The 18,029-nt window shown below is 62.0% G+C and carries 21 protein-coding genes and 1 tRNA gene; 17 read left to right on the top strand and 5 right to left on the bottom strand.

What is annotated here, in order from left to right:
• Positions 1-13: 13 nt before the first annotated feature.
• The 7 genes from ACX80Q_RS06790 (at position 14) to ACX80Q_RS06820 (ending at position 3,007) form a co-directional block, all read left to right on the top strand.
• Positions 14-89: transfer RNA gene (locus ACX80Q_RS06790), tRNA-Phe, on the top strand.
• A gap of 285 nt (positions 90-374) precedes the next feature.
• Positions 375-893, top strand: coding sequence for an Asp23/Gls24 family envelope stress response protein (locus tag ACX80Q_RS06795; protein ID WP_459329763.1), 519 nt, complete (start codon positions 375-377; stop codon positions 891-893).
• The gene (locus ACX80Q_RS06800; RefSeq protein WP_459329764.1) at positions 890-1,081 is read left to right on the top strand and encodes a hypothetical protein; all 192 of its coding nucleotides are present in this window, start codon (positions 890-892) and stop codon (positions 1,079-1,081) included. Before ACX80Q_RS06795 ends, ACX80Q_RS06800 begins: the two co-directional genes overlap by 4 nt.
• Positions 1,078-1,461, top strand: a complete 384-nt coding sequence (locus ACX80Q_RS06805) for a hypothetical protein (protein ID WP_459329765.1) — start codon at positions 1,078-1,080, stop codon at positions 1,459-1,461. The genes ACX80Q_RS06800 and ACX80Q_RS06805 overlap by 4 nt, the downstream gene beginning before the upstream one ends.
• A complete protein-coding gene (locus ACX80Q_RS06810) occupies positions 1,458-2,033 on the top strand; it encodes a hypothetical protein (RefSeq protein WP_459329766.1) in 576 nt (191 codons plus the stop codon). The genes ACX80Q_RS06805 and ACX80Q_RS06810 overlap by 4 nt, the downstream gene beginning before the upstream one ends.
• Positions 2,030-2,650 (top strand): hypothetical protein, encoded by a 621-nt coding sequence (locus ACX80Q_RS06815; protein ID WP_459329767.1) that lies wholly within the window; start codon positions 2,030-2,032, stop codon positions 2,648-2,650. The genes ACX80Q_RS06810 and ACX80Q_RS06815 overlap by 4 nt, the downstream gene beginning before the upstream one ends.
• A gap of 69 nt (positions 2,651-2,719) precedes the next feature.
• Positions 2,720-3,007: a hypothetical protein gene (locus ACX80Q_RS06820; protein ID WP_459329768.1), complete on the top strand. Its 288-nt coding sequence runs from the start codon at positions 2,720-2,722 to the stop codon at positions 3,005-3,007.
• Between the two features lie 56 nt (positions 3,008-3,063).
• Here ACX80Q_RS06820 and ACX80Q_RS06825 read toward each other — a convergent pair whose 3' ends face one another.
• Positions 3,064-4,794 (bottom strand): glycoside hydrolase family 13 protein, encoded by a 1,731-nt coding sequence (locus ACX80Q_RS06825; protein WP_459329769.1) that lies wholly within the window; start codon positions 4,792-4,794, stop codon positions 3,064-3,066.
• Between the two features lie 146 nt (positions 4,795-4,940).
• Here ACX80Q_RS06825 and ACX80Q_RS06830 point away from each other — a divergent pair, with 146 nt between their 5' ends.
• The 5 genes from ACX80Q_RS06830 to ACX80Q_RS06850 all read left to right on the top strand — a co-directional run bounded on the left by ACX80Q_RS06830 (position 4,941) and on the right by ACX80Q_RS06850 (position 9,638).
• Complete coding sequence (locus ACX80Q_RS06830) at positions 4,941-6,230, top strand: ABC transporter substrate-binding protein (protein WP_459329770.1); 1,290 nt, start codon at positions 4,941-4,943, stop codon at positions 6,228-6,230.
• 124 nt (positions 6,231-6,354) lie between these two features.
• Positions 6,355-7,386, top strand: a complete 1,032-nt coding sequence (locus ACX80Q_RS06835; RefSeq protein ID WP_459329771.1) for a carbohydrate ABC transporter permease — start codon at positions 6,355-6,357, stop codon at positions 7,384-7,386.
• Complete coding sequence (locus ACX80Q_RS06840) at positions 7,383-8,273, top strand: carbohydrate ABC transporter permease (RefSeq protein WP_459329772.1); 891 nt, start codon at positions 7,383-7,385, stop codon at positions 8,271-8,273. The genes ACX80Q_RS06835 and ACX80Q_RS06840 overlap by 4 nt, the downstream gene beginning before the upstream one ends.
• Before the next feature lie 3 nt (positions 8,274-8,276).
• A complete protein-coding gene (locus ACX80Q_RS06845) occupies positions 8,277-8,546 on the top strand; it encodes a hypothetical protein (protein WP_459329773.1) in 270 nt (89 codons plus the stop codon).
• A gap of 72 nt (positions 8,547-8,618) precedes the next feature.
• Positions 8,619-9,638 carry a LacI family DNA-binding transcriptional regulator gene (locus ACX80Q_RS06850; protein WP_459329774.1) on the top strand — a complete coding sequence of 340 codons (1,020 nt, stop codon included), beginning with the start codon at positions 8,619-8,621 and terminating at the stop codon, positions 9,636-9,638.
• Positions 9,639-9,726: 88 nt separating this feature from the next.
• Here ACX80Q_RS06850 and ACX80Q_RS06855 read toward each other — a convergent pair whose 3' ends face one another.
• Both ACX80Q_RS06855 and ACX80Q_RS06860 read right to left on the bottom strand, forming a co-directional pair.
• Positions 9,727-10,569: a hypothetical protein gene (locus tag ACX80Q_RS06855; protein WP_459329775.1), complete on the bottom strand. Its 843-nt coding sequence runs from the start codon at positions 10,567-10,569 to the stop codon at positions 9,727-9,729.
• A 3-nt stretch (positions 10,570-10,572) separates the two neighbouring features.
• Complete coding sequence (locus tag ACX80Q_RS06860; protein WP_459329776.1) at positions 10,573-11,376, bottom strand: exodeoxyribonuclease III; 804 nt, start codon at positions 11,374-11,376, stop codon at positions 10,573-10,575.
• Positions 11,377-12,017: 641 nt separating this feature from the next.
• Here ACX80Q_RS06860 and ACX80Q_RS06865 point away from each other — a divergent pair.
• From ACX80Q_RS06865 to ACX80Q_RS06875, 3 genes are all read left to right on the top strand, one after another.
• Complete coding sequence (locus ACX80Q_RS06865; protein ID WP_459329788.1) at positions 12,018-13,283, top strand: quaternary amine ABC transporter ATP-binding protein; 1,266 nt, start codon at positions 12,018-12,020, stop codon at positions 13,281-13,283.
• Positions 13,280-14,146, top strand: coding sequence for an ABC transporter permease (locus ACX80Q_RS06870; RefSeq protein ID WP_459329777.1), 867 nt, complete (start codon positions 13,280-13,282; stop codon positions 14,144-14,146). Before ACX80Q_RS06865 ends, ACX80Q_RS06870 begins: the two co-directional genes overlap by 4 nt.
• A gap of 70 nt (positions 14,147-14,216) precedes the next feature.
• Positions 14,217-15,107: a glycine betaine ABC transporter substrate-binding protein gene (locus ACX80Q_RS06875; RefSeq protein WP_459329778.1), complete on the top strand. Its 891-nt coding sequence runs from the start codon at positions 14,217-14,219 to the stop codon at positions 15,105-15,107.
• Between the two features lie 13 nt (positions 15,108-15,120).
• Here ACX80Q_RS06875 and nadE read toward each other — a convergent pair whose 3' ends face one another.
• On the bottom strand, positions 15,121-15,942 hold the full coding sequence (nadE, locus tag ACX80Q_RS06880) for an ammonia-dependent NAD(+) synthetase (RefSeq protein WP_459329779.1): 822 nt from the start codon (positions 15,940-15,942) through the stop codon (positions 15,121-15,123).
• 74 nt (positions 15,943-16,016) lie between these two features.
• A complete protein-coding gene (locus ACX80Q_RS06885) occupies positions 16,017-16,511 on the bottom strand; it encodes a cupin domain-containing protein (protein WP_459329780.1) in 495 nt (164 codons plus the stop codon).
• A gap of 198 nt (positions 16,512-16,709) precedes the next feature.
• On the opposite strand from ACX80Q_RS06885, the gene pyrE reads away from it, so the two are divergent.
• Complete coding sequence (pyrE, locus tag ACX80Q_RS06890; protein ID WP_459329781.1) at positions 16,710-17,276, top strand: orotate phosphoribosyltransferase; 567 nt, start codon at positions 16,710-16,712, stop codon at positions 17,274-17,276.
• Positions 17,277-17,333: 57 nt separating this feature from the next.
• Complete coding sequence (locus ACX80Q_RS06895) at positions 17,334-17,960, top strand: thymidine kinase (protein ID WP_459329782.1); 627 nt, start codon at positions 17,334-17,336, stop codon at positions 17,958-17,960.
• Positions 17,961-18,029: the final 69 nt, after the last annotated feature.

The raw sequence follows: 18,029 nt of genomic DNA on the forward strand, positions 1-18,029 counted from the left end.
TTCAGATCACCAAGGCTCTGTAGCTCAGTTGGTAGAGCGTTCGACTGAAAATCGAAAGGTCACCGGATCGACGCCGGTCGGAGCCACCAGTAAGACCCCGAGAAATCGGGGTCTTTCTAGTTTAACAAGCCACTTTCGCCAGCCGGTTGCCCCGAGGGGGGTGGGGCGTGGAAGCCATCTTTGCGCAGTGATTGTGGTCACATTTCAGGCATTAGTGCTCGGTATAAGCCGCTGGCCCAAATCATTGCCCCATGAATAAAAAATTTCCCTGGAAATAAAAGACTCTTTTCTAGATGTTTGCAATCCCTCGCGGCGTTGCCCCTCAACTATTCGGTGCATAGGCTTACCGTAAAGGAAACAGAAAGGGCCCGTTCATGGACTCGCACAACCAGGCGTCACAGATTCCTGCCACCAGCAACGAGGAAACCCAGGGGCGAACGGTCATCGCCGAAACAGCCGTGGCCAAGGTGGTTGGCATTGCCGCCCGTGGTGTTGCGGGCGTCCACGCTCTTGGCTCGGGGGCTTCACGGTCCATCGGAGCCATTCGTGAGGTGGTTGGCGCCACGGACCTCACGCAGGGCGTACGGGTGGAGGTTGGTGAATCCCAGGTGGCGGTGGACATCATTTTGCTGGCCGAATACGGCTACCCGCTGCAAAGCCTGGCCGATGCTGTCCGCAGGGCTGTCTATGCCGCGGTGGAGGAACTGGTGGGGCGCAACGTCATCGAAGTGAACATTGAGATCACGGACGTCCACATCCCTGCACCTGACGCTGAAAAGCCTGCGGCACGCACACGGTTGACCGAGCGGCTGGGCGCTGCCGTCAAACCCGCGGGCGCCGAGGCCTCGGAGCCCGCCATGAATCTCGCAAAAGAAACAGGGGAACCGTCATGAATCTGAGCATAGTGGGCGCGGCGTTTGGGGCATTTTTGGCGTTCATGGCCTTCGCCTTCGGATTCTGGGGGTTCATCGTTGCGGCGGTGTTCATTGCAGTCGGTGCCTTTGTGGGCCGCGCGGCCGGCGGAAAACTTGATTGGCGCGGTGTCCTCGACGCCCTCACCGGCCGCCGTTCGTCGTCGTGAGCGAAAACACGCAGCCACCCGCCAACGCCACCCTGTTTGCCGGTCACAACCGCATCAGCACCCAGGCCCTCACCTCAGTGGCCAAGGTTGCCGCCGCGGATGTTCTTGCCGTTCCGCCGGCGCAGGTCAGGGTGAGTTTCTCCGACGACGCCGGGGCGCTGGCCTTGGCCATTTCCGCGCCCATGGGTGCCCCGGCCCTGCACGAAGTGCTGCGTAGCCCCGAGCGCGTGGCCAAGAGCGGCGGCAGCGTTTTGGCCCGTGCCACGGCTGCCAAGGCCCGCATCTTGGCCCAGGTTGAGCACCTGACCGGTTCCCAGGTGAGCCGGGTGGATGTGCGCATTTCAGCCCTTTTGACGCGTGACGACGGGAGGGTTTCGTGAGTGATTTCATGACGCGGGTGCTTCGCCGGGAGACCCACTCGCCGCGCTCGGGACTGTCCGTGGTGGCGGCAATTCTTGTCACGGTGGCGGCCATTTATGCGCTGTTGGAGTCGGTCCTAGCCGCGCTGGGCCAGCCGGCCTGGTTGGTGCACCCCCTCGACGCGCTCACCTGGCTTGCCGATCTGCCGGGGCCGTACCCGCAGATCCTGCTCGGCGCAGCGGGAGTCCTCATGGCCCTGGTGGGCTTGATCTTCCTGGGCAACGGCCTGCTTCCGGGCCGCCGAGCCCGCCACGTGATTGCCAACCCGCGGGTGGCGATTGTGGTTGATGACGAGGTCATAGCGTCCGCCCTGGCCAAGTCCGCCCGTATGGCGGCGGGCGTCACCCGTGAACAAGTTATGGTGGTGGTCTCGGCACGCCTGGTGCAGGTCAACGTCCGGCCCACCTCGGGAATCCGCTTGTCGGAGCAAAAGATCCAGGTGGCCGTGGAGTCCCAACTGGCCGCCATGGACCTGGACCCCCAGCCGGCTGTGGCAGTGAAATTGGCAACGAGCGGGGTGATAGGCGTATGAACGGCACACCTCGCGGTCTCAATAGATTCCTGCTGAGCCTGATCGGCCTGGTGCTGCTGGTGGCCGGGGCGGGCCTGGTGGTAGTGGCGGCAGTGCCCGCGGCTGCCGCCTGGTGGCAAAACTATGCGCACAACCAGGTGGCATGGCTCAGTGACTACGTGGAGAGGTCGCGGCTGATCCTGACCTCCCAAAGCTGGGTCTGGATCGCCGTGGCCGCACTGTTGCTGGTGCTGGTGATCCTTATGATTTCGTGGATTGCCAACCAGGGAAAGGGCCGCGCCAACACTCTCCTGGACTTTCCTGGAAATGCGGACGACGACGGTGCCGCCGGGGCCGTCCGGCTCAGTTGCGCCGTGGCTGAGCAGGCACTCAAAAGCGCACTATTGGAGCGCACGGATGTGTTTGGGGTTTCCGTGACGAGTTATGACTTCCGCCAACAAACTGCGCTCAAGGTGCGTGTCCTGCCGAGGCAGGGAGTTGCGCCGCATCTTCTGGGGCATGAAATAGCGGAGCTGGTGGCGGCCTTGGATGAGTTGCTGGGATTCGAAGTCCCTGTAGTGCTGAGCATCGGAAGCGCGGCCAGGTCACGGTTCACGAAAGCCGAGCGAGTCCGCTAGGGTAACGTTCATCACCACCCCCGGGCGCAAGGGTGCCCGGGGAGCACTTCAACTGCAGGGGAGAAAAACATGTCTGAGAACAATTCCGAGAATTCGGTTGTTGACGCAGCCAAGGATTTTGCTGGCGATGCAGCCGAGAAGGCGAAAGTAGTTGCCGCGGACGCCACCGAAAAGGCGAAGGAATTTGCTGGCGACGCGGGCGAGAACATCAAGGAATTCGCCGAGGACGCCGTGGAGAACGTGAAGGAATTCACTGAAGACGCCGTTGAGAATGTGAAGGAATTTGCCGGAGACGCGGCGGAACACGCCAAGGGCCTTGGCGCAAAGATTGCTGGCATTTTCAAGCACGACAAGTAGACGCCACGTGCACGTGCGGCGACCCCGGGGCTGATGGCCCCGGGGTCGCCGCATTTTTACTTGGTCACCCAAACGGCCGAGTTTGGCGCCAGCGTCTTGTTGGAAACCGCATCCGCGCCGCTGGACAGCACAACCTTTGCCCCCTCCGGCAGTGCAACCGGGACAACGCCAACATTGGCCACCGCCGTTATTGGCCCATTGCTGAATGCAACGATGCCCGAGGAGGGATCATGTTCGGGCGCCCAAGCGTGTGTGCCCCGGCCCAGCCCATGTGCCGCGCGCAGCCCCAGGGCATTGCGGTACAGCTCCAGCGTGGACCCGGATACGCCAGCTTCCGCATCCTCGGCATAGTTGGCGAAGGACTCCGGCTGCGGCAGCCACGGATTGCCGGCCGCATCTTTTGAGGTAGCAGTGGCACTAAACCCGTACCCCGGCTCGCCTGCCTTCCAGGGCAACGGGACGCGGCACCCATCACGGCCACGTTCAACGCCGTTGGTGCGGAAGAATGCTGGATCCTGACGCACCGAGGCAGCCAGGGTTGTGTGCTCGGGCAAGCCAAGCTCCTCGCCCTGGAACAGGTAGGCGGAGCCGGGTAGGGCAAGCATCAATAGCGTTGCTGCCCGCGCCCGGGCAAGCCCCAGGGCCTCATTCGGCTGTTCGTCCGCGGCGCTGATCCCCTTCGGGAACGTTGTGGGGTCCGTCAGGCCAAAGCGGGAAGGGTGGCGGACGGTGTCGTGGTTGGAGAGCACCCACGTAGCTGGTGCGCCAACCGTTGCATTGGCCGCCAAGGAGTTCTCCACGGCCGAGGCGATGCGTTCGGCGTCCCACCCGGCCAGAAGGAACTCAAAGTTGAAGGCCTGCTGCATCTCGTCCGGGCGGACGTACAGGGCTAACCGTTCCGGCTGCTCAACCCAAGCCTCGGCAACCAACATGCGGTCGCCGTCGTACTCCTTCAGGACACGGTTCCAGGCCCGGTAGATCTCGTGGACACCGTCCTGGTCGAAGAACGGCGACGGCGGATCCAAGGCCGGCTTTTGCCCGGGCACCACGACGGGCGCGGCGGAGGCGTCCGCCTCGTCGCCGGAGACCATGGCAGCATGCCCGGCCCAATCCGGCAAGCCGGGCGCCTTCACCATCCCATGCGCCACATCCACGCGGAAGCCGTCCACGCCGCGGTCCAGCCAGAATCGCAGCACGGATTCCATTTCCTGATGAACCTCCGGATTCTCCCAGTTCAGATCCGGCTGCTTGGTGTCGAAAAGGTGCAGGTACCACTGGCCCGGGATGCCGTCCTCCAGGAGCCGGGTCCAGGCCATGCCGCCAAAGATCGAACGCCAATTGTTGGGCGGCAGGTTGCCGTCAATGCCCAAGCCATCCCGGAAAATGTAGCGATTGCGGGCTGCCGAGCCTGCGGGAGACGTCAGCGCCTCCTGGAACCACACGTGCTCGTCGGAGGTGTGGTTTGGGACAAGGTCAACGATGACGCGCAGACCAAGATTGTGGGCCTTGGCCAGCATTTCGTCAAAGTCTGAAAGGTCGCCGAAGAGCGGGTCAACCCGGCGGTAATCCGCCACATCGTAACCGGCGTCGGCTTGAGGTGAGAGGTAGAACGGTGACAACCAAACGGCGTTTACGCCCAGCTCGGCCAGGTACTCCAATTTGCTGGAAATTCCGTGAAGATCACCCATGCCATCGCCGTTTCCGTCGGCAAATGAACGCGGGTAAATCTGGTAGATCACGGCACTGGCCCACCAGGGTGTGGCGGTGGCCTGCTGAAAAAGCGTCATGGTTTCCTCCAGAAACAAAACGGTAACGAAATGGTGTAAGCGCTTGCACTATTGCATCACATCTTACTAGTGTGAGCTACACCACTTCAATCAGCGTCATGAATTGCGCGCTGCAAATCGTAGATTTTCACTTTAGGAGAACGAGTATGAGAACCAAGACTTCAAGGATGTACAAGCCGTTGGCAGCTGCCGCTGTGCTCACGCTGGCTCTTTCCGCTTGTGGCGGCGGGACGGGCGGGGGCACGGGCGGCGGCGGTGGTGCGGCGTCGGAAAACCTAGACGCCCGCGGGCCCATCACCTACGTTCAGGGCAAGGACAACTCCGAGGTGATCCGGCCCTTGGTGGACAAGTGGAACGCGGCCCACCCCAACGAGACGGTCACGTTCAAGGAGCAGACTGACAAGGCCGACCAGCAGCACGACGACCTGGTCCAGCGTTTCCAGGCCAAGAACGGCGACTATGACGTTGCCAGCGTTGACGTGGTGTGGACGGCTGAGTTCGCCGCCAAGGGCTGGCTGCAGCCGCTGAAGGACAAGATGGCCATTGACACCACCGGTTTCCTGCCGGCAACCGTGGCAGCGGCAACCTACAAGGACACTCTGTATGCCGCGCCGCAGACCTCCGACGGCGGCATCCTTTACTACCGCAAGGACCTTGTTGCAACACCTCCCAAGACGTGGGAGGAGATGATGAGCATGTGCCCCATCGCCAAGGACAAGGGCATTGACTGCTATGCCGGGCAGTTTGCCCAGTATGAGGGTTTGACGGTGAACGTTGCCGAGGCCATCAACACCGCCGGCGGCACCATTGTTGACAAGGATGGCAAGGCCACGGTCGACTCCGCCGAGGCAAAGGCCGGGATGACCAACCTGGTTGCGGCCTACAAGGACGGGAACATCCCCAAGCAGGCTGTGACCTACCAGGAAGAGCAGGGCAGGATCTCCTTCCAAGACGGAAACTTGATGTTCCTGCGCAACTGGCCCTACGTCTATAACCTGGCGAAGTCGGAGGGGTCCTCCACGGTCAAGGACACCTTTGGGATTGCCCCGCTCCCGGGCAAGGTTGGCCCCGGCGCATCCACCTTGGGCGGCCATAGCCTGGCCATCAGTGTTGATTCGAAGTACAAGGCTACGGCCAAGGACTTCACGGCCTTCATGATCACCGAAGAAACTCAGAAGTTCTACGCGACCCAGGGATCCCTGGCACCGGTGCTGGAAAGCCTCTACACCGACGCTGAGCTGGTTGAGAAGCTGCCGTATCTGCCGGTGCTGCTGACTTCCATCCAGAACGCTGTGCCGCGGCCCGTTACGCCGTTCTACCCGGCAGTGACGTTGGCGATCCAGCAAAACAGCTTCGCCGCCATCAGCGGGACCAAGACTGTTGATCAGGCGATGACGGACATGCAGGCGGCCATCGCCGCTGCAGGGTCAAAGTAGCCCGTCAGCAGCGCGCGGGCGGCGTTCCCGGTGGCGGTCAACCGCGCCGGGAACTCCGCAGCGCCTCTTCTTCGCATCACCGACCGTGATGCCACACACAGAGTCGTGGTGAAAGGAAATCAGCATGTCTACACAGCTTGAACCGGGGGCACACCCCGGCCGAAAGACAGCCCGCGAGGGTGGTGCTAACAAGGAAGTCGGCCAAGACCGCAAGGAAAAGACCCAGGGGCGGGCAGCGGCGCTGCTGGTTGCGCCCACCCTGATAGTGCTGGCCATCGTCATCTTGTACCCGGTGCTCAACGCCATCTACATGTCCTTCCAGCAGGACGAGGGCCTTGACCCGGTGACGGGCAGCTTTGTGGCTGGCGGTTTTGCCGGTCTTGCCAACTATATTCACTGGCTATTCCAACAGTGTGAGTCGCCCACGGGGGCGGCCAGCTGCCCGCCCGGAACATTGGGTGCCCAGTTCTGGAGCGCCACGGGTGTCACCTTCTTCTTCACCGTTGTCACAGTCTTCTTTGAGACCGTCCTGGGTTTTTGGATGGCCGTCATTATGGCCCGCGCCTTCAGGGGCCGGACCGCGTTGCGGGCAGCGGTGCTGGTGCCGTGGGCCATCCCCACCGCAGTGGCGGCCAAGCTGTGGTTCTTCATGTTTGCCTTTGACGGCATCGTGAACAAAGTGTTCCATACCGACATCCTGTGGACCGGCAGCCAGGGTGCCTCCCAGGCGGCCATCATCATTGCCGATGTTTGGAAGACCACGCCGTTCATGGCGCTGCTCATCCTGGCCGGACTGCAAATGATTCCCGCCGAAGTGTATGAAGCGGCCAAGGTTGACGGTGCCACCGCATGGCAGCGGTTCCGGCTCATCACCTTGCCGCTGGTCAAGCCGGCACTCATGGTGGCCATCTTGTTCCGCACCCTGGACGCGTTGCGCATGTACGACCTTCCGGCCGTCATGACCGGCGGCGCCAATGGCACCGCCACATTGTCCATCCTGGTGGTCCAGCAGATACGCGTGGGCTTCAACGCCGCCGCGGCCCTGTCCACCATCACCTTCCTGATCATCTTCATGGTGGCGTTCATCTTTGTGCGGTTCCTCGGAGCCAACGCTGTTGAATCCGCCAGCGGCGTTGCAAAGGGGAAAATCAAATGAGCTCCACAACCTCAACCGTGAAGGACCACACCGCAGCCGCCAAATCTGTGGCCCGCCGCCGGGAAAACTGGGCAAGCACCCGCACGTACGTCAGTGCCGCCGTGATTGTCATCTGGTGCTTGCTCCCGGTGTACTGGATGGTTGTCACAGCCTTCCGTGACGTGGGCTACACCTACGACTCGACACCGTTCTTTACGCACGTGACCCTGGACAACTTCAAGACGGCGTTTTCCTCTGCCATGGGCAACCACCTAGACCTGGCCCTGCTGAACTCCCTGTTCATAGCCAGTGTCACCACCCTTGTGGCGTTGACCTTTGGTGTGTTCGCCGCCTACGCGCTGGCACGGCTGACCTTCCGGGGCAAGTACCTGGTGCTGGGCGTCATCCTCGGCGCATCCATGTTCCCGGGGGTTGCGATCGTCACCCCGCTGTTCCAGCTGTTTGGCAACATTGGCTGGATCGGCACCTACCAGGCGCTGATCATTCCAAACATTTCATTTGTGCTGCCGCTGACCGTGTACACGCTGACGTCCTTCTTCCGGGAAATGCCCTGGGAGTTGGAAGAGGCGGCCCGGATTGACGGGTGCACCCAGGGTCAGGCATTCCGGCGGATCATCATGCCGTTGGCGGCACCTGCGGTGTTCACCACCGCCATCCTGGCCTTCGTTGCGGCCTGGGGCGAGTACTTGATGGCCAGCATTCTCTCCAATGACGCTACCCAAACCGTCACTGTTGCCATTGCCCGATTTGCCGGATCCGAGCCACACCAGGAACCCTATACGGCGGTGATGGCCGCGGGTACCGTGGTCACCATTCCGCTGGTGGTCCTGGTGTTGATCTTCCAGCGAAAAATCGTGGCAGGACTTACGGCAGGGGCGGTGAAGTAGGCCATGGGACGTACCTCCCGGAATCAGCCGGCGAAGCCAGACGCCCTGCACATCCCCACGAGTAAGCAGAAGAGTGCCGAGGACTTTGACATCATCATCGGATTTCTTGGTTTTTGGGCGGTTGTGCTCTTTGCTGTGACGCTCTGGCTGGAGATCACAGGAGAGCCGGCACTCATGTGGGCGCTAGGATTGTTGCTGGTTTGTTTGGGACTGTGGGGCATGATCCGGCTTCGCCGGAAGCTGCCAGCCCGGAGGGGCAGGCGGCCGCAGTAGCGCACGTCCGCCGTCGGGCACTATGGCCACGTGCCCGACGGCATCGGCTAGTGATTTGGGAGAGGAACAGGCATGAGGGTCAGCATTGACGACGTCGCAGCACGTGCGGACGTTTCTACCGCCACAGTCTCCCGCGCCCTTCGCGGACTGCCGAAAGTCAACCCTGCCACACGTGCGCGGGTGCTGGCCGTGGCCCAGGAAATGGGCTATGTGCCGTCGCCGTCGGCCACAAGATTGGCCACAGGCCGAACCAAGACGGTGGGAGTGCTGGTTCCGTTCATTGACCGCTGGTACTTTGCCCACGCGTTGGAGGGCATTGACCAGGAACTCCGGGAGCACGGCTACAACCTGCTGTTGTTCAGTCTGGGCGGCTACCGGCATGGCCAGCAGCGCCGCTTCACTGAACAGATGGTGCGCAAGCAGATCGACGCACTGGTGGTGCTGTGCCTTGGGCTTTCCGCGGCGGAACTTGCCGAACTGCAGCTTACCCACATTCCCATGGTTTCCGTGGGTGGGCCGGTGGCGGGCTGCCAAGGCGTCCACATTGACGACGCCGCGGCAGCCGCCGCTGCCACCCAGCACCTGATCGATTTGGGGCACACGAAAATAGGTCACTTGCGCGGGGGGATCAACGACGAGAAGAATTTCATGGTTCCCACCCTGCGCTCGGAGGCATTCGAGGCAACCTTGCGCCGGGCGGGTCTGGAATTCCGCCCGGAATGGAACGTTGCCGGGGATTTCACGGTTGGTGAGGGAGCCGCCGCGGCCGCCAGATTATTTGAGCTGCCGGGCGAGCGCCCCACAGCCATTTTTTGTGGCTCCGACGAGATGGCGCTCGGGCTGATGTTTGAGGCACGCCGGCGCGGTATTCGTATTCCGGCGGACTTGTCCGTCATCGGCATTGACGACCACGATTTCTCAGCGCCCGCCGGGTTGTCCACCATTGCGCAAAAGCCTGTGCAACACGGTCTCCTGGCTGCACAAATGCTGCTGGCGGAGTTGGACGGGAAGACGGGCGCCATCCATCAGGAACACATGCCCTTCACGCTGATCCAGCGCGAATCCACGGCCCCGTACCAGTCCCGAGCCTAGCTTCTTCGTCAGCTAAAGACTGTACTGCCGCTTTCAGACTGGCGCCATTCTCGCTGGCGGCAGCGCACATAGCTAAAGTGACCTGGCCTCAGTTAGCCCGGGCCAGTTGACGGATGGGCAGCCAGCGGTTGCTCAGCCTGCGGTACGCGGCGGCGGCGGCCGTGAAATCGCCGTCGGCCAGGCACTGCAGGCCCATGTGGACATCCGCGGGGGAGTCATCGGGATGCAGACGGTTGGCTAGGGGGCCATAGTCCAGCTCCACCACGCCGCCCTCATTGAATCCGGACAACCAGGTGTTGAGGTCATCCAGCTCGCCGAAAAGTTCCAGGTCCGGGGCCATGGCGGCCAGCATCCGCAGCGTCCTCTGCGCCCGTGCGGCGGCCACCGGGAGTGGCACCTGGGCGCGCACAGTCAGAATCCGGCCGTTGGATTCCACCACTTCCATGCGGTCATTGGCGTAAACCAGCACGAACCAACTAAACGGCACCCCCCAGGTGGAGGTGCGGGTTTGCAGGGGCAGTTCCAGCAGCGGGGTGGCCGTGGCGGCGCCGAGCGTGTCCGCCCACTCGTCCTGGGAGAGGACCAGCGTGGCCAGCTGGGACATGGTGCCGTTGAGCAACTCTGTGGCGCCGGCAATGGACCGGGCAACCACCTGATTTGGTGCGTAGAGCAGGGGCTCGCCGTCGCCCATCATGAGCACCCGCACCCGCTCCCCGGCCGTCGTCGGAAGTGGATTGGGGCGGGAGCGGCTGATCCGGCCCAGGGAATCGGCCAGTTCGGCGGCATCGACGCTGACGGCGTTTTGTTCGGCGTCAAGATGGTCCTGCAGATAGGCGAACTCGGCGCTCGTGTACGCCTCGCGCGGCAAATAAACACGCAGGCTGGAGACAAAGGGGAGCTGCACCCCGCCCAAGTACAAGCCCGCCGCCATGGCCTAGTCCAGTTCCACAATGACAGGGGCGTGGTCAGAGGCGCCCTTGCCCTTGCGTTCTTCACGGTCAATTTCGGCCGACGTGACACGGGCCGCCAGCGCCGGGGACGCCAGCACAAAGTCAATGCGCATGCCCTCGCGCTTGGGGAAACGCAGCTGCGTGTAGTCCCAGTACGTGTAGACGCCCGGTCCCGGATTGAGGGGACGGACGACGTCGGCAAATCCTGCCGCTTCAAACGCGGCGAACGCTGCCCGCTCGGGTGCGCTGACGTGGGTCAGGCCCTGCTCGATGAAGAAGTCGATGTCCCAGACGTCGTCGTCCTGCGGGGCAATGTTCCAGTCGCCCATGAGGGCAATCTGGGCGTTGGGATCCTCGGCCAGCCAGCCTGTTGCCTGATTCTTGAGCTCATCAAGCCACTGGAGCTTGTAGGGCATGTGCTCGTCATCCAGGGCGCGGCCGTTGGGCACATACAGGCTCCAAATGCGGACACCGTTGCACGTCGCTGCGATGGCCCGGGCCTCCTGGACGGGATCCTTGCCGCCCTTGCCGAACGCGGGCTGGTTCACAAAGGTGCGCTCCACATTTTCAAGGCCCACGCGGGAGGCGATGGCAACGCCGTTCCACTGGCTGAAGCCAAAGTGGGCCACCTCGTAGCCGTTGTTTTCAAAGAGCTCCCAGGGGAAGTTCTCGTCCTTGCACTTGGTTTCTTGGATGGCCAGCACGTCGGCATCAGTGCGGCGCAACCACTCCTCCACACGGTCGGCACGGGCACGCAACGAGTTCACATTCCAGGTAGCAATCTTCACGTACCAAAGCTATCAAGTTAACTCGCCCACATGGCCCGTACCGGCTGATAAACAGCACGCCACGGTTGGCGGCAAGAGGGAAGGAAAGACGCCCAAAAGTGGGCTAAGACACCTGAGGGGCAGCGCAACAACGCAAATTAGTTGCCTAAGGTCACAAAGCCGTAACGCTTCCCTCGCCCCGTCGGGGCAGGACCGGGAGGGCAGTGGCGGGGGTTTCGGGGCGCCAAAGACATGACTATTACGCTTTTAGTGAAAGTGTCTTTGTTAGCGTTGAAGACGAACCAGTACACCGAAAAGCCTGCAGGCAACTGCTCACAGTCTCGCAAAATCTTGTGAAAAGTGTTGCAGCCAGACTCAGGCGCTCGAACTGGCGGTAGGGATAGCTTCCCGTTCTCCGCACATTGAATGCGGAACCGTCTTTTCTTGCTGCTCCGGCCGGAGTATGCGGGAAAGCGAAGAGTTTGACGCGTAACACGCCTGCAGCACGAGAACACCAATTGCGGCGCTGAAACCACCGAAAGCGAGCGAAAGCTGAGCCGTTCGGGGCGGAGCGCTGCGTAGATGGGTACTACGTGTCCGAAGCAACACACAACGCAAGTAATCAAGAATCAACGCAGGGCGGCACCGAGACTGAAAACGCCCTGAGTGTGCGCAACGTTTACAAGGTTTTCGGCAAACGCCCTGCCGAAGTTATCAAACGCCTCAAGGCAGGCAAGAAGCGAGCCGAACTCACCGCGCTGGGCACAGCAGCGGTCATTGACGCCAGCTTTGACGTCAAAAAGGGTGAGATCTTTGTGGTGATGGGCCTGTCCGGGTCCGGGAAATCCACGCTGATCCGCACCCTGAACGGCCTGTGGGCACCGACCCAAGGGTCCGTGGTGGTTGGCGGAACAGACATTTCCGCCATCAGCGACAAGGAATTGCGCAAGGTCCGCCAGAAGAAGATCTCCATGGTCTTCCAGCACTTTGCCCTGCTTCCGCACCGCACGGTGCTGGAGAACGCCGCCTACGCGCTGGAAATCCAGGGCGTCGCCAAGGCCGACCGCACTGCCCGGGCCGAAAAGATCCTGTCCATGGTGGGGTTGGGTGGTTGGGGCGCAAAATACCCCTCCGAGCTTTCCGGTGGCATGCAGCAGCGTGTGGGCCTGGCCCGCGCCCTCTGCGCCGAGACGGACATCCTGCTCATGGACGAGGCGTTTTCCGCCCTCGACCCGCTGATCCGGCGCGAAATGCAAGAACAGCTGGTGGTGTTGCAGGCCGAGCTTGGCAAGACCATTGTTTTCATCACGCACGACCTCAACGAAGCCATGTTCCTGGGCGACCGGATCGCTGTAATGCGTGACGGTGAGATCGTCCAGATTGGGACACCGGATGAAATTCTGACCAATCCGGCCAACGACTATGTGGCCCAGTTTGTGCAGGATGTGGACAGGACCCGCGTGCTGACGGCCGGCGGTGTCATGGAGCCGCCCCTGGCTGTTGTCACCATTTCCGGCGGGCCCCGCAACGCCCTGCGCACCATGCGCGACCTGCAGGTTTCGGCGGCCTTTGTGGTGGACCGGCGCCGCAAGTACCAGGGAATTGTCCGCGACCGGGACGTCATGGCCCAGGTGGAGAAGCGTGCCACCGATTTGGCCGCCGTGGTGCGCAACGGCATTGAACCCGTTAGCCCGGAGACCGCCCTGAACGATCTCTTTGGCCGGGCCGTGGAGAGTCCCATTCCGCTGCCCGTGGTGGACGACGGCGGCAAGCTGGTGGGTGCCCTGCCCCGGGTCACGCTGCTGGCGGCGTTGGGCAATGTTCCCTCAACAACGTCCGAATTCCCCGTGGTTGAGGTGGCGGTTGCGCCCATCCCGGAACAAATGGTGACGGCCGCTTTGGCTCAGACCGAAGGAGAAGCAAAATGACCCCGGATTTTAGGATTCCCCTGGGCGACTGGGTTGAGGTTGGCTTGGACTGGCTGACAACGTCACTGGACGGTTTCTTCGCCCTGATCCGCAGTATTCTGGTGGGCGCCTATGACGGGCTTGAGTGGTTGCTTGCTGCACCGCCTTACTGGGCAGTCATTCTTGTTTTTGCTGCCATAGCCTGGTGGGCCAGTGGTTGGAAACTCGGTGTGGGCACCATGGTGGGCTTTGGTGTGATTGTTGGCGTGGATCAATGGTCCAATGCCATGGATTCCCTGGCCCTGGTCATTATCGCAACGGTGGTGGCAGTGGCCATCAGTGTTCCCCTGGGCATTTGGGCGGCCAGTTCACTGCGGGTATCGGCGATTGTGCGCCCCATTATGGACTTCATGCAAACCATGCCGGCCATGGTGTACCTGATCCCTGCCTTGGTCATGTTCCGGGTGGGTGTGGTGCCCGGCATTGTTGCCACCATCATCTTTTCCATGGCGCCAGGGGTCCGCTTCACCGAGCTGGGCATCCGTGGCGTGGACAAGGAAGTGGTTGAAGCCGGGCATGCCTTCGGTTCCAGTCCGGGACGCATCCTGCGCCAAATCCAGCTCCCCCTAGCCCGGCCCACCATCATGGCCGGCGTCAACCAGGTCATTATGCTCTCGCTGTCCATGGTGGTCATTGCCGGCATGGTCGGTGCCGGCGGTCTGGGTGGCGACGTCGTTGCCAGTCTGAGCCGCATCGATGCTGGGCTGGGCTTCGAAGCCGGCATCGCCGTCGTCATTTTGGCTATTTTCCTTGACCGGGTCACGGCCAGCCTCGGCAAGAGCAAGAGCAAGAGCAAGACCCGGACCAGCACCAAAGCCGCCTAACTGCGGACACACGAGATTCACAACCAATCGCGGCTGCTCAATTCTGCGCTGCCATAGAAAGGAATGAACAATGAACAAGAAATTTATGGGGTTCGCCGCCATCGCGGCAACACTGGCTTTGGGCCTGAGTGCCTGTGGAACAGGTGCCGAGGGCGGCACCGTGGAGAACGGTGACAAGAAAGACGTCACCATTGCTGTCTTCAACGGCTGGGATGAAGGCATCGCCGCCTCCGAGCTGTGGAAAGTGATTCTGGACCGGAAGGGCTACGACGTCACCTTGCAAAGCGCCGACGTCGCACCCGTGTTCTCCGGCCTCTCTACCGGTGATTATGACCTGACACTGGACACCTGGCTACCTGTCACCCACGCCGATCTGCTCGCGGAATACGGGGAGAAGATCTCCGAACTGGGGCAGTGGAATGATGAAGCCTCGCTGACCATTGCCGTCAACGAAGACGCTCCCATTAATTCCTTGGACGAGTTGGCTGCAAATGCTGACAAGTTCAACAACAAGATTATTGGCATTGAGCCCGCAGCCGGCCTGACTAAGGTCACCACCGAGGAAGTCATCCCCGGCTACGGCTTGGACAAGATGGAGTACATCACCTCATCCACCCCAGCCATGCTCTCCGAACTGAAAACGGCGACCAGTAAGGGTGAGAACATTGTGGTTACCCTGTGGCGTCCGCACTGGGCTTACGACGCCTTCCCCGTGAAGGACTTGAAGGACCCCAAGGGTGCATTGGGCGCGGCCGAAGGCATCTACGGATACTCCCGTCTGGACTTCGATGCGGACTACCCAGTTCTTGACGGTTGGTTGAAGAACTTCAAAATGGACTCGGAAAAGCTGTACTCATTGGAGAACGCCATGTTCAACGGCACGGATACCAAGGAGTACACGCCCATCATCGAGAAGTGGATCAGCGAGAACCAGGACTACGTGGACTCACTGACGGTGTAATTGGCGCCCTGAACTATTTCCACCAGGAGTCAAGCACTGTCACGGGCGTAGTCCGCTTGTGGCGGGACTGGCGGAATCGGCGCTCGATCGACTCGGCGGCCGCCTCGGGGATGTCCTTTCCCTCGAGGTAGTCGTCGATTTCCTCATACGTGATGCCCAGCTCATCCTCGTCGGTGCGGCCCGGGCGCCCGTCCAGCAGATCGGCCGTGGGGACCTTGTTGAACAGCTGCTCAGGGGCGCCCAACGCTTGGAGCAGGGCCCGGTTCTGGCGCTTGTTCAGGGTGAACAGCGGCAGGATGTCCGCCCCGCCGTCGCCAAATTTGGTGAAGAACCCGGTGACGGATTCCGCCGCATGGTCAGTGCCAATGACCAGCAGGTTGTCATGGCCGGCCAGCGCGTACTGGGCGATCATGCGGGAGCGGGCCTTGATGTTGCCCTTGTTGAAATCCGAGACGTCCTTGGTGGCGGTCTTGGCGAACTCCGCCTCAAAACCGTCAACGGCGGGGGCAATGTTGAACGTTCGCTCCGTCTTCGCGTCGATGAATTTCAGAGCCTTTTGCGCGTCGGCCTCATCATGCTGCACGCCGTACGGCAGCCGGACGGCTATGAAATTGGCGTCGATGCCCTCTTCGGCCAGTTCTTCAACGGCAAGCTGCGCCAGCCTGCCGGCTAGGGTGGAATCCAAGCCGCCGCTGATGCCCAGCACAAAGCCTTTGGTGCCCGTGGCCTTGAGGTAATCCTTCAGGAAAGCCACCCGCCGGGTGATTTCCGCAGCCGGTTCAATGCGTGCCTGGACGCCGAGTTCGCTAATGATCTGAGCCTGTAGTTCGCGCATACGACTAGCCTAGCGTGCGCGTATTTCGGCGGTGTTGCGTGCGTCGCTTGCACCGCCCCGGCAGGCTGGCCCGGTCAGAACGCCAACCCGTGCTTCTCCACGAGCGGCATGGTCCCCTCGAAGTCCAAATCGCATCCATAGGCAGCGGCAAGCGGGGTGAGCGTCTCGGGGTCGTATTCGCCACCGGGCTCGCCGAGCCGCCGGAAAAGATTCTCGAGCCCGCCCGGAGAGATGATCTCAAGCACGCGCAGGGTGTCCTCGCCTGCGTTCCAGAACGTGTGCCAGCGTCCCCGCGGTTTCGAGACAAGGTCGCCAATGGTCGCGGTGAGCTCCACCCCGTCCTCGATCACGCCCAACGTGCCCTCGAGCACAAAGGTGTATTCGTCCTCGCGGCTGTGCCGATGCAGCGGTGCCGCGAGAACCCGCGGCGCCAGCACGTGTTCCACCATTGCCACAAGCCCGCCCGACGCAGCACTTTCGAGGAGATAGCGGTCAAGCAAGCCTGGTTCTCCGGTGACGTCACCCTCTCCGGCGCGAAGCACGTGAAGGCCGGGAGCTGGTGTCCTCATGAATCAGACTTTACGCCCCCGAATCCGGCCCCGGAATACCTGAAGCAGGGCAACTTTTGCGCCACTCGCCTCGGTCACCTGCAGATGCCCGCCAACACATTTTGGCTGATGTGCGGGGCAGCTGTCAGTTGCGGCCAATCGTGCGTCTAGCGTCGGCGTGTACAGCCTGCCCAAACGTCCCCCGGTAGAATAGTTGCCATGACACAGACTCTCGCTGCCGATCGCGCCCGCCTGCTCGAACTCGTCAAGGAACTGGCCGTTGTTCACGGCCAGGTGACCTTGTCCTCCGGCAAGGAAGCCGACTACTACATCGACCTGCGCCGCATCACCCTCCACCACGAGGCCTCCCGCCTGGCCGGCCGCGTCATGCTGGCCATGCTGGACGACGCCGGCATTGAGTTTGAGACCGCCGGCGGCTTGACCATGGGTGCAGACCCTGTCGGAACAGCCCTGATGCATGCCGCCGGTGATGCTGGCCGCGCCATTGACGCCTTCGTGGTCCGCAAGGCCCAGAAGTCTTACGGCATGGGCCGCCAGGTTGAAGGCCCCGGAGTTGACGGACGCAACGTGGTGGTCCTGGAAGACACCTCCACCACGGGCGGTTCCGCCCTGACAGCTGTTGAAGGCGTGCGCAGGGCAGGAGGCAACATCACCGCCGTCGCCGTGATTGTTGACCGCGATACCGGCGCCAAGGAACGCATCGAGGCCGAAGCAGGTGTCCCGTACCTGTTCATCTTCGGCAAGGACGAGCTCGGCCTGGCCTAGTCGGCCCCAGCGCTTGGTGCCGACCCGCACACGCAGAAACGTTTGAAAGGATCCACGTTGGCCAAGCTTTACTTCCGTTACGGTGCCATGAACTCGGGCAAGTCCACGGGGTTGTTGCAGGTGGCTTTCAATTACGAGGAGCGGGGACAACGGGTCCTGCTGGCAAAGCCCGGTATTGACACCAAGGGTGCGGGGGAGATCGTGTCCCGGCTTGGCATGTCCCGTGATGTGGATTTCCTGCTCCAGCCCGGGGATGACGCCCGCGCCGAATTTGCCGCCCATGCTGCCGGTGATGACCCCGAGGCGCTCGTGCAGCATGTGGATGTGGCACCTGTGGCGTGCCTGCTCATCGACGAGGCCCAGTTCCTCACCCCGCAGCAGGTTGATGACCTGTTCAAGATCGCTGTGGAGGACGGGGTGCCGGTCATTGCCTATGGCATCCGCACGGATTTCAAAACCCGTGCTTTCCCGGGCGCGGCACGCCTTTTTGAGATAGCGCACGCGCTGGAGGAGCTCAAGACCATCTGCCGCTGCGGCCGTAAGGCCATCTTCAACACCCGCCGAGTGGGCCAGGACGTGGTGTTCGACGGCGAGCAGGTCGCCATCGACGGCGAAGACGTTTGGTACGAGTCGCTCTGCGGCAAGTGCTACATGGAAGCCTCCGGCGGAAAACTGCTCGCCTAGCCTCGTGGAAGTGCAGTTGGGGGCAAGGGTGGGGCTCAACAGCAGCAGCAAACGTGCAGTCCCGAGGGA

The organism is Arthrobacter sp. HLT1-20 (assembly GCF_054510895.1).

Coding starts and splice junctions, on each gene's coding strand:
- ACX80Q_RS06795 (WP_459329763.1), top strand. CDS start 375: ATGGACTCGCACAACCAGGCGTCACAGATTCCTGCCACCAGCAACGAG.
- ACX80Q_RS06800 (WP_459329764.1), top strand. CDS start 890: ATGAATCTGAGCATAGTGGGCGCGGCGTTTGGGGCATTTTTGGCGTTC.
- ACX80Q_RS06815 (WP_459329767.1), top strand. CDS start 2,030: ATGAACGGCACACCTCGCGGTCTCAATAGATTCCTGCTGAGCCTGATC.
- ACX80Q_RS06820 (WP_459329768.1), top strand. CDS start 2,720: ATGTCTGAGAACAATTCCGAGAATTCGGTTGTTGACGCAGCCAAGGAT.
- ACX80Q_RS06825 (WP_459329769.1), bottom strand. CDS start 4,794: ATGACGCTTTTTCAGCAGGCCACCGCCACACCCTGGTGGGCCAGTGCC.
- ACX80Q_RS06830 (WP_459329770.1), top strand. CDS start 4,941: ATGAGAACCAAGACTTCAAGGATGTACAAGCCGTTGGCAGCTGCCGCT.
- ACX80Q_RS06835 (WP_459329771.1), top strand. CDS start 6,355: ATGTCTACACAGCTTGAACCGGGGGCACACCCCGGCCGAAAGACAGCC.
- ACX80Q_RS06840 (WP_459329772.1), top strand. CDS start 7,383: ATGAGCTCCACAACCTCAACCGTGAAGGACCACACCGCAGCCGCCAAA.
- ACX80Q_RS06845 (WP_459329773.1), top strand. CDS start 8,277: ATGGGACGTACCTCCCGGAATCAGCCGGCGAAGCCAGACGCCCTGCAC.
- ACX80Q_RS06850 (WP_459329774.1), top strand. CDS start 8,619: ATGAGGGTCAGCATTGACGACGTCGCAGCACGTGCGGACGTTTCTACC.
- ACX80Q_RS06855 (WP_459329775.1), bottom strand. CDS start 10,569: ATGGCGGCGGGCTTGTACTTGGGCGGGGTGCAGCTCCCCTTTGTCTCC.
- ACX80Q_RS06870 (WP_459329777.1), top strand. CDS start 13,280: ATGACCCCGGATTTTAGGATTCCCCTGGGCGACTGGGTTGAGGTTGGC.
- ACX80Q_RS06875 (WP_459329778.1), top strand. CDS start 14,217: ATGAACAAGAAATTTATGGGGTTCGCCGCCATCGCGGCAACACTGGCT.
- nadE (WP_459329779.1), bottom strand. CDS start 15,942: ATGCGCGAACTACAGGCTCAGATCATTAGCGAACTCGGCGTCCAGGCA.
- ACX80Q_RS06885 (WP_459329780.1), bottom strand. CDS start 16,511: ATGAGGACACCAGCTCCCGGCCTTCACGTGCTTCGCGCCGGAGAGGGT.
- pyrE (WP_459329781.1), top strand. CDS start 16,710: ATGACACAGACTCTCGCTGCCGATCGCGCCCGCCTGCTCGAACTCGTC.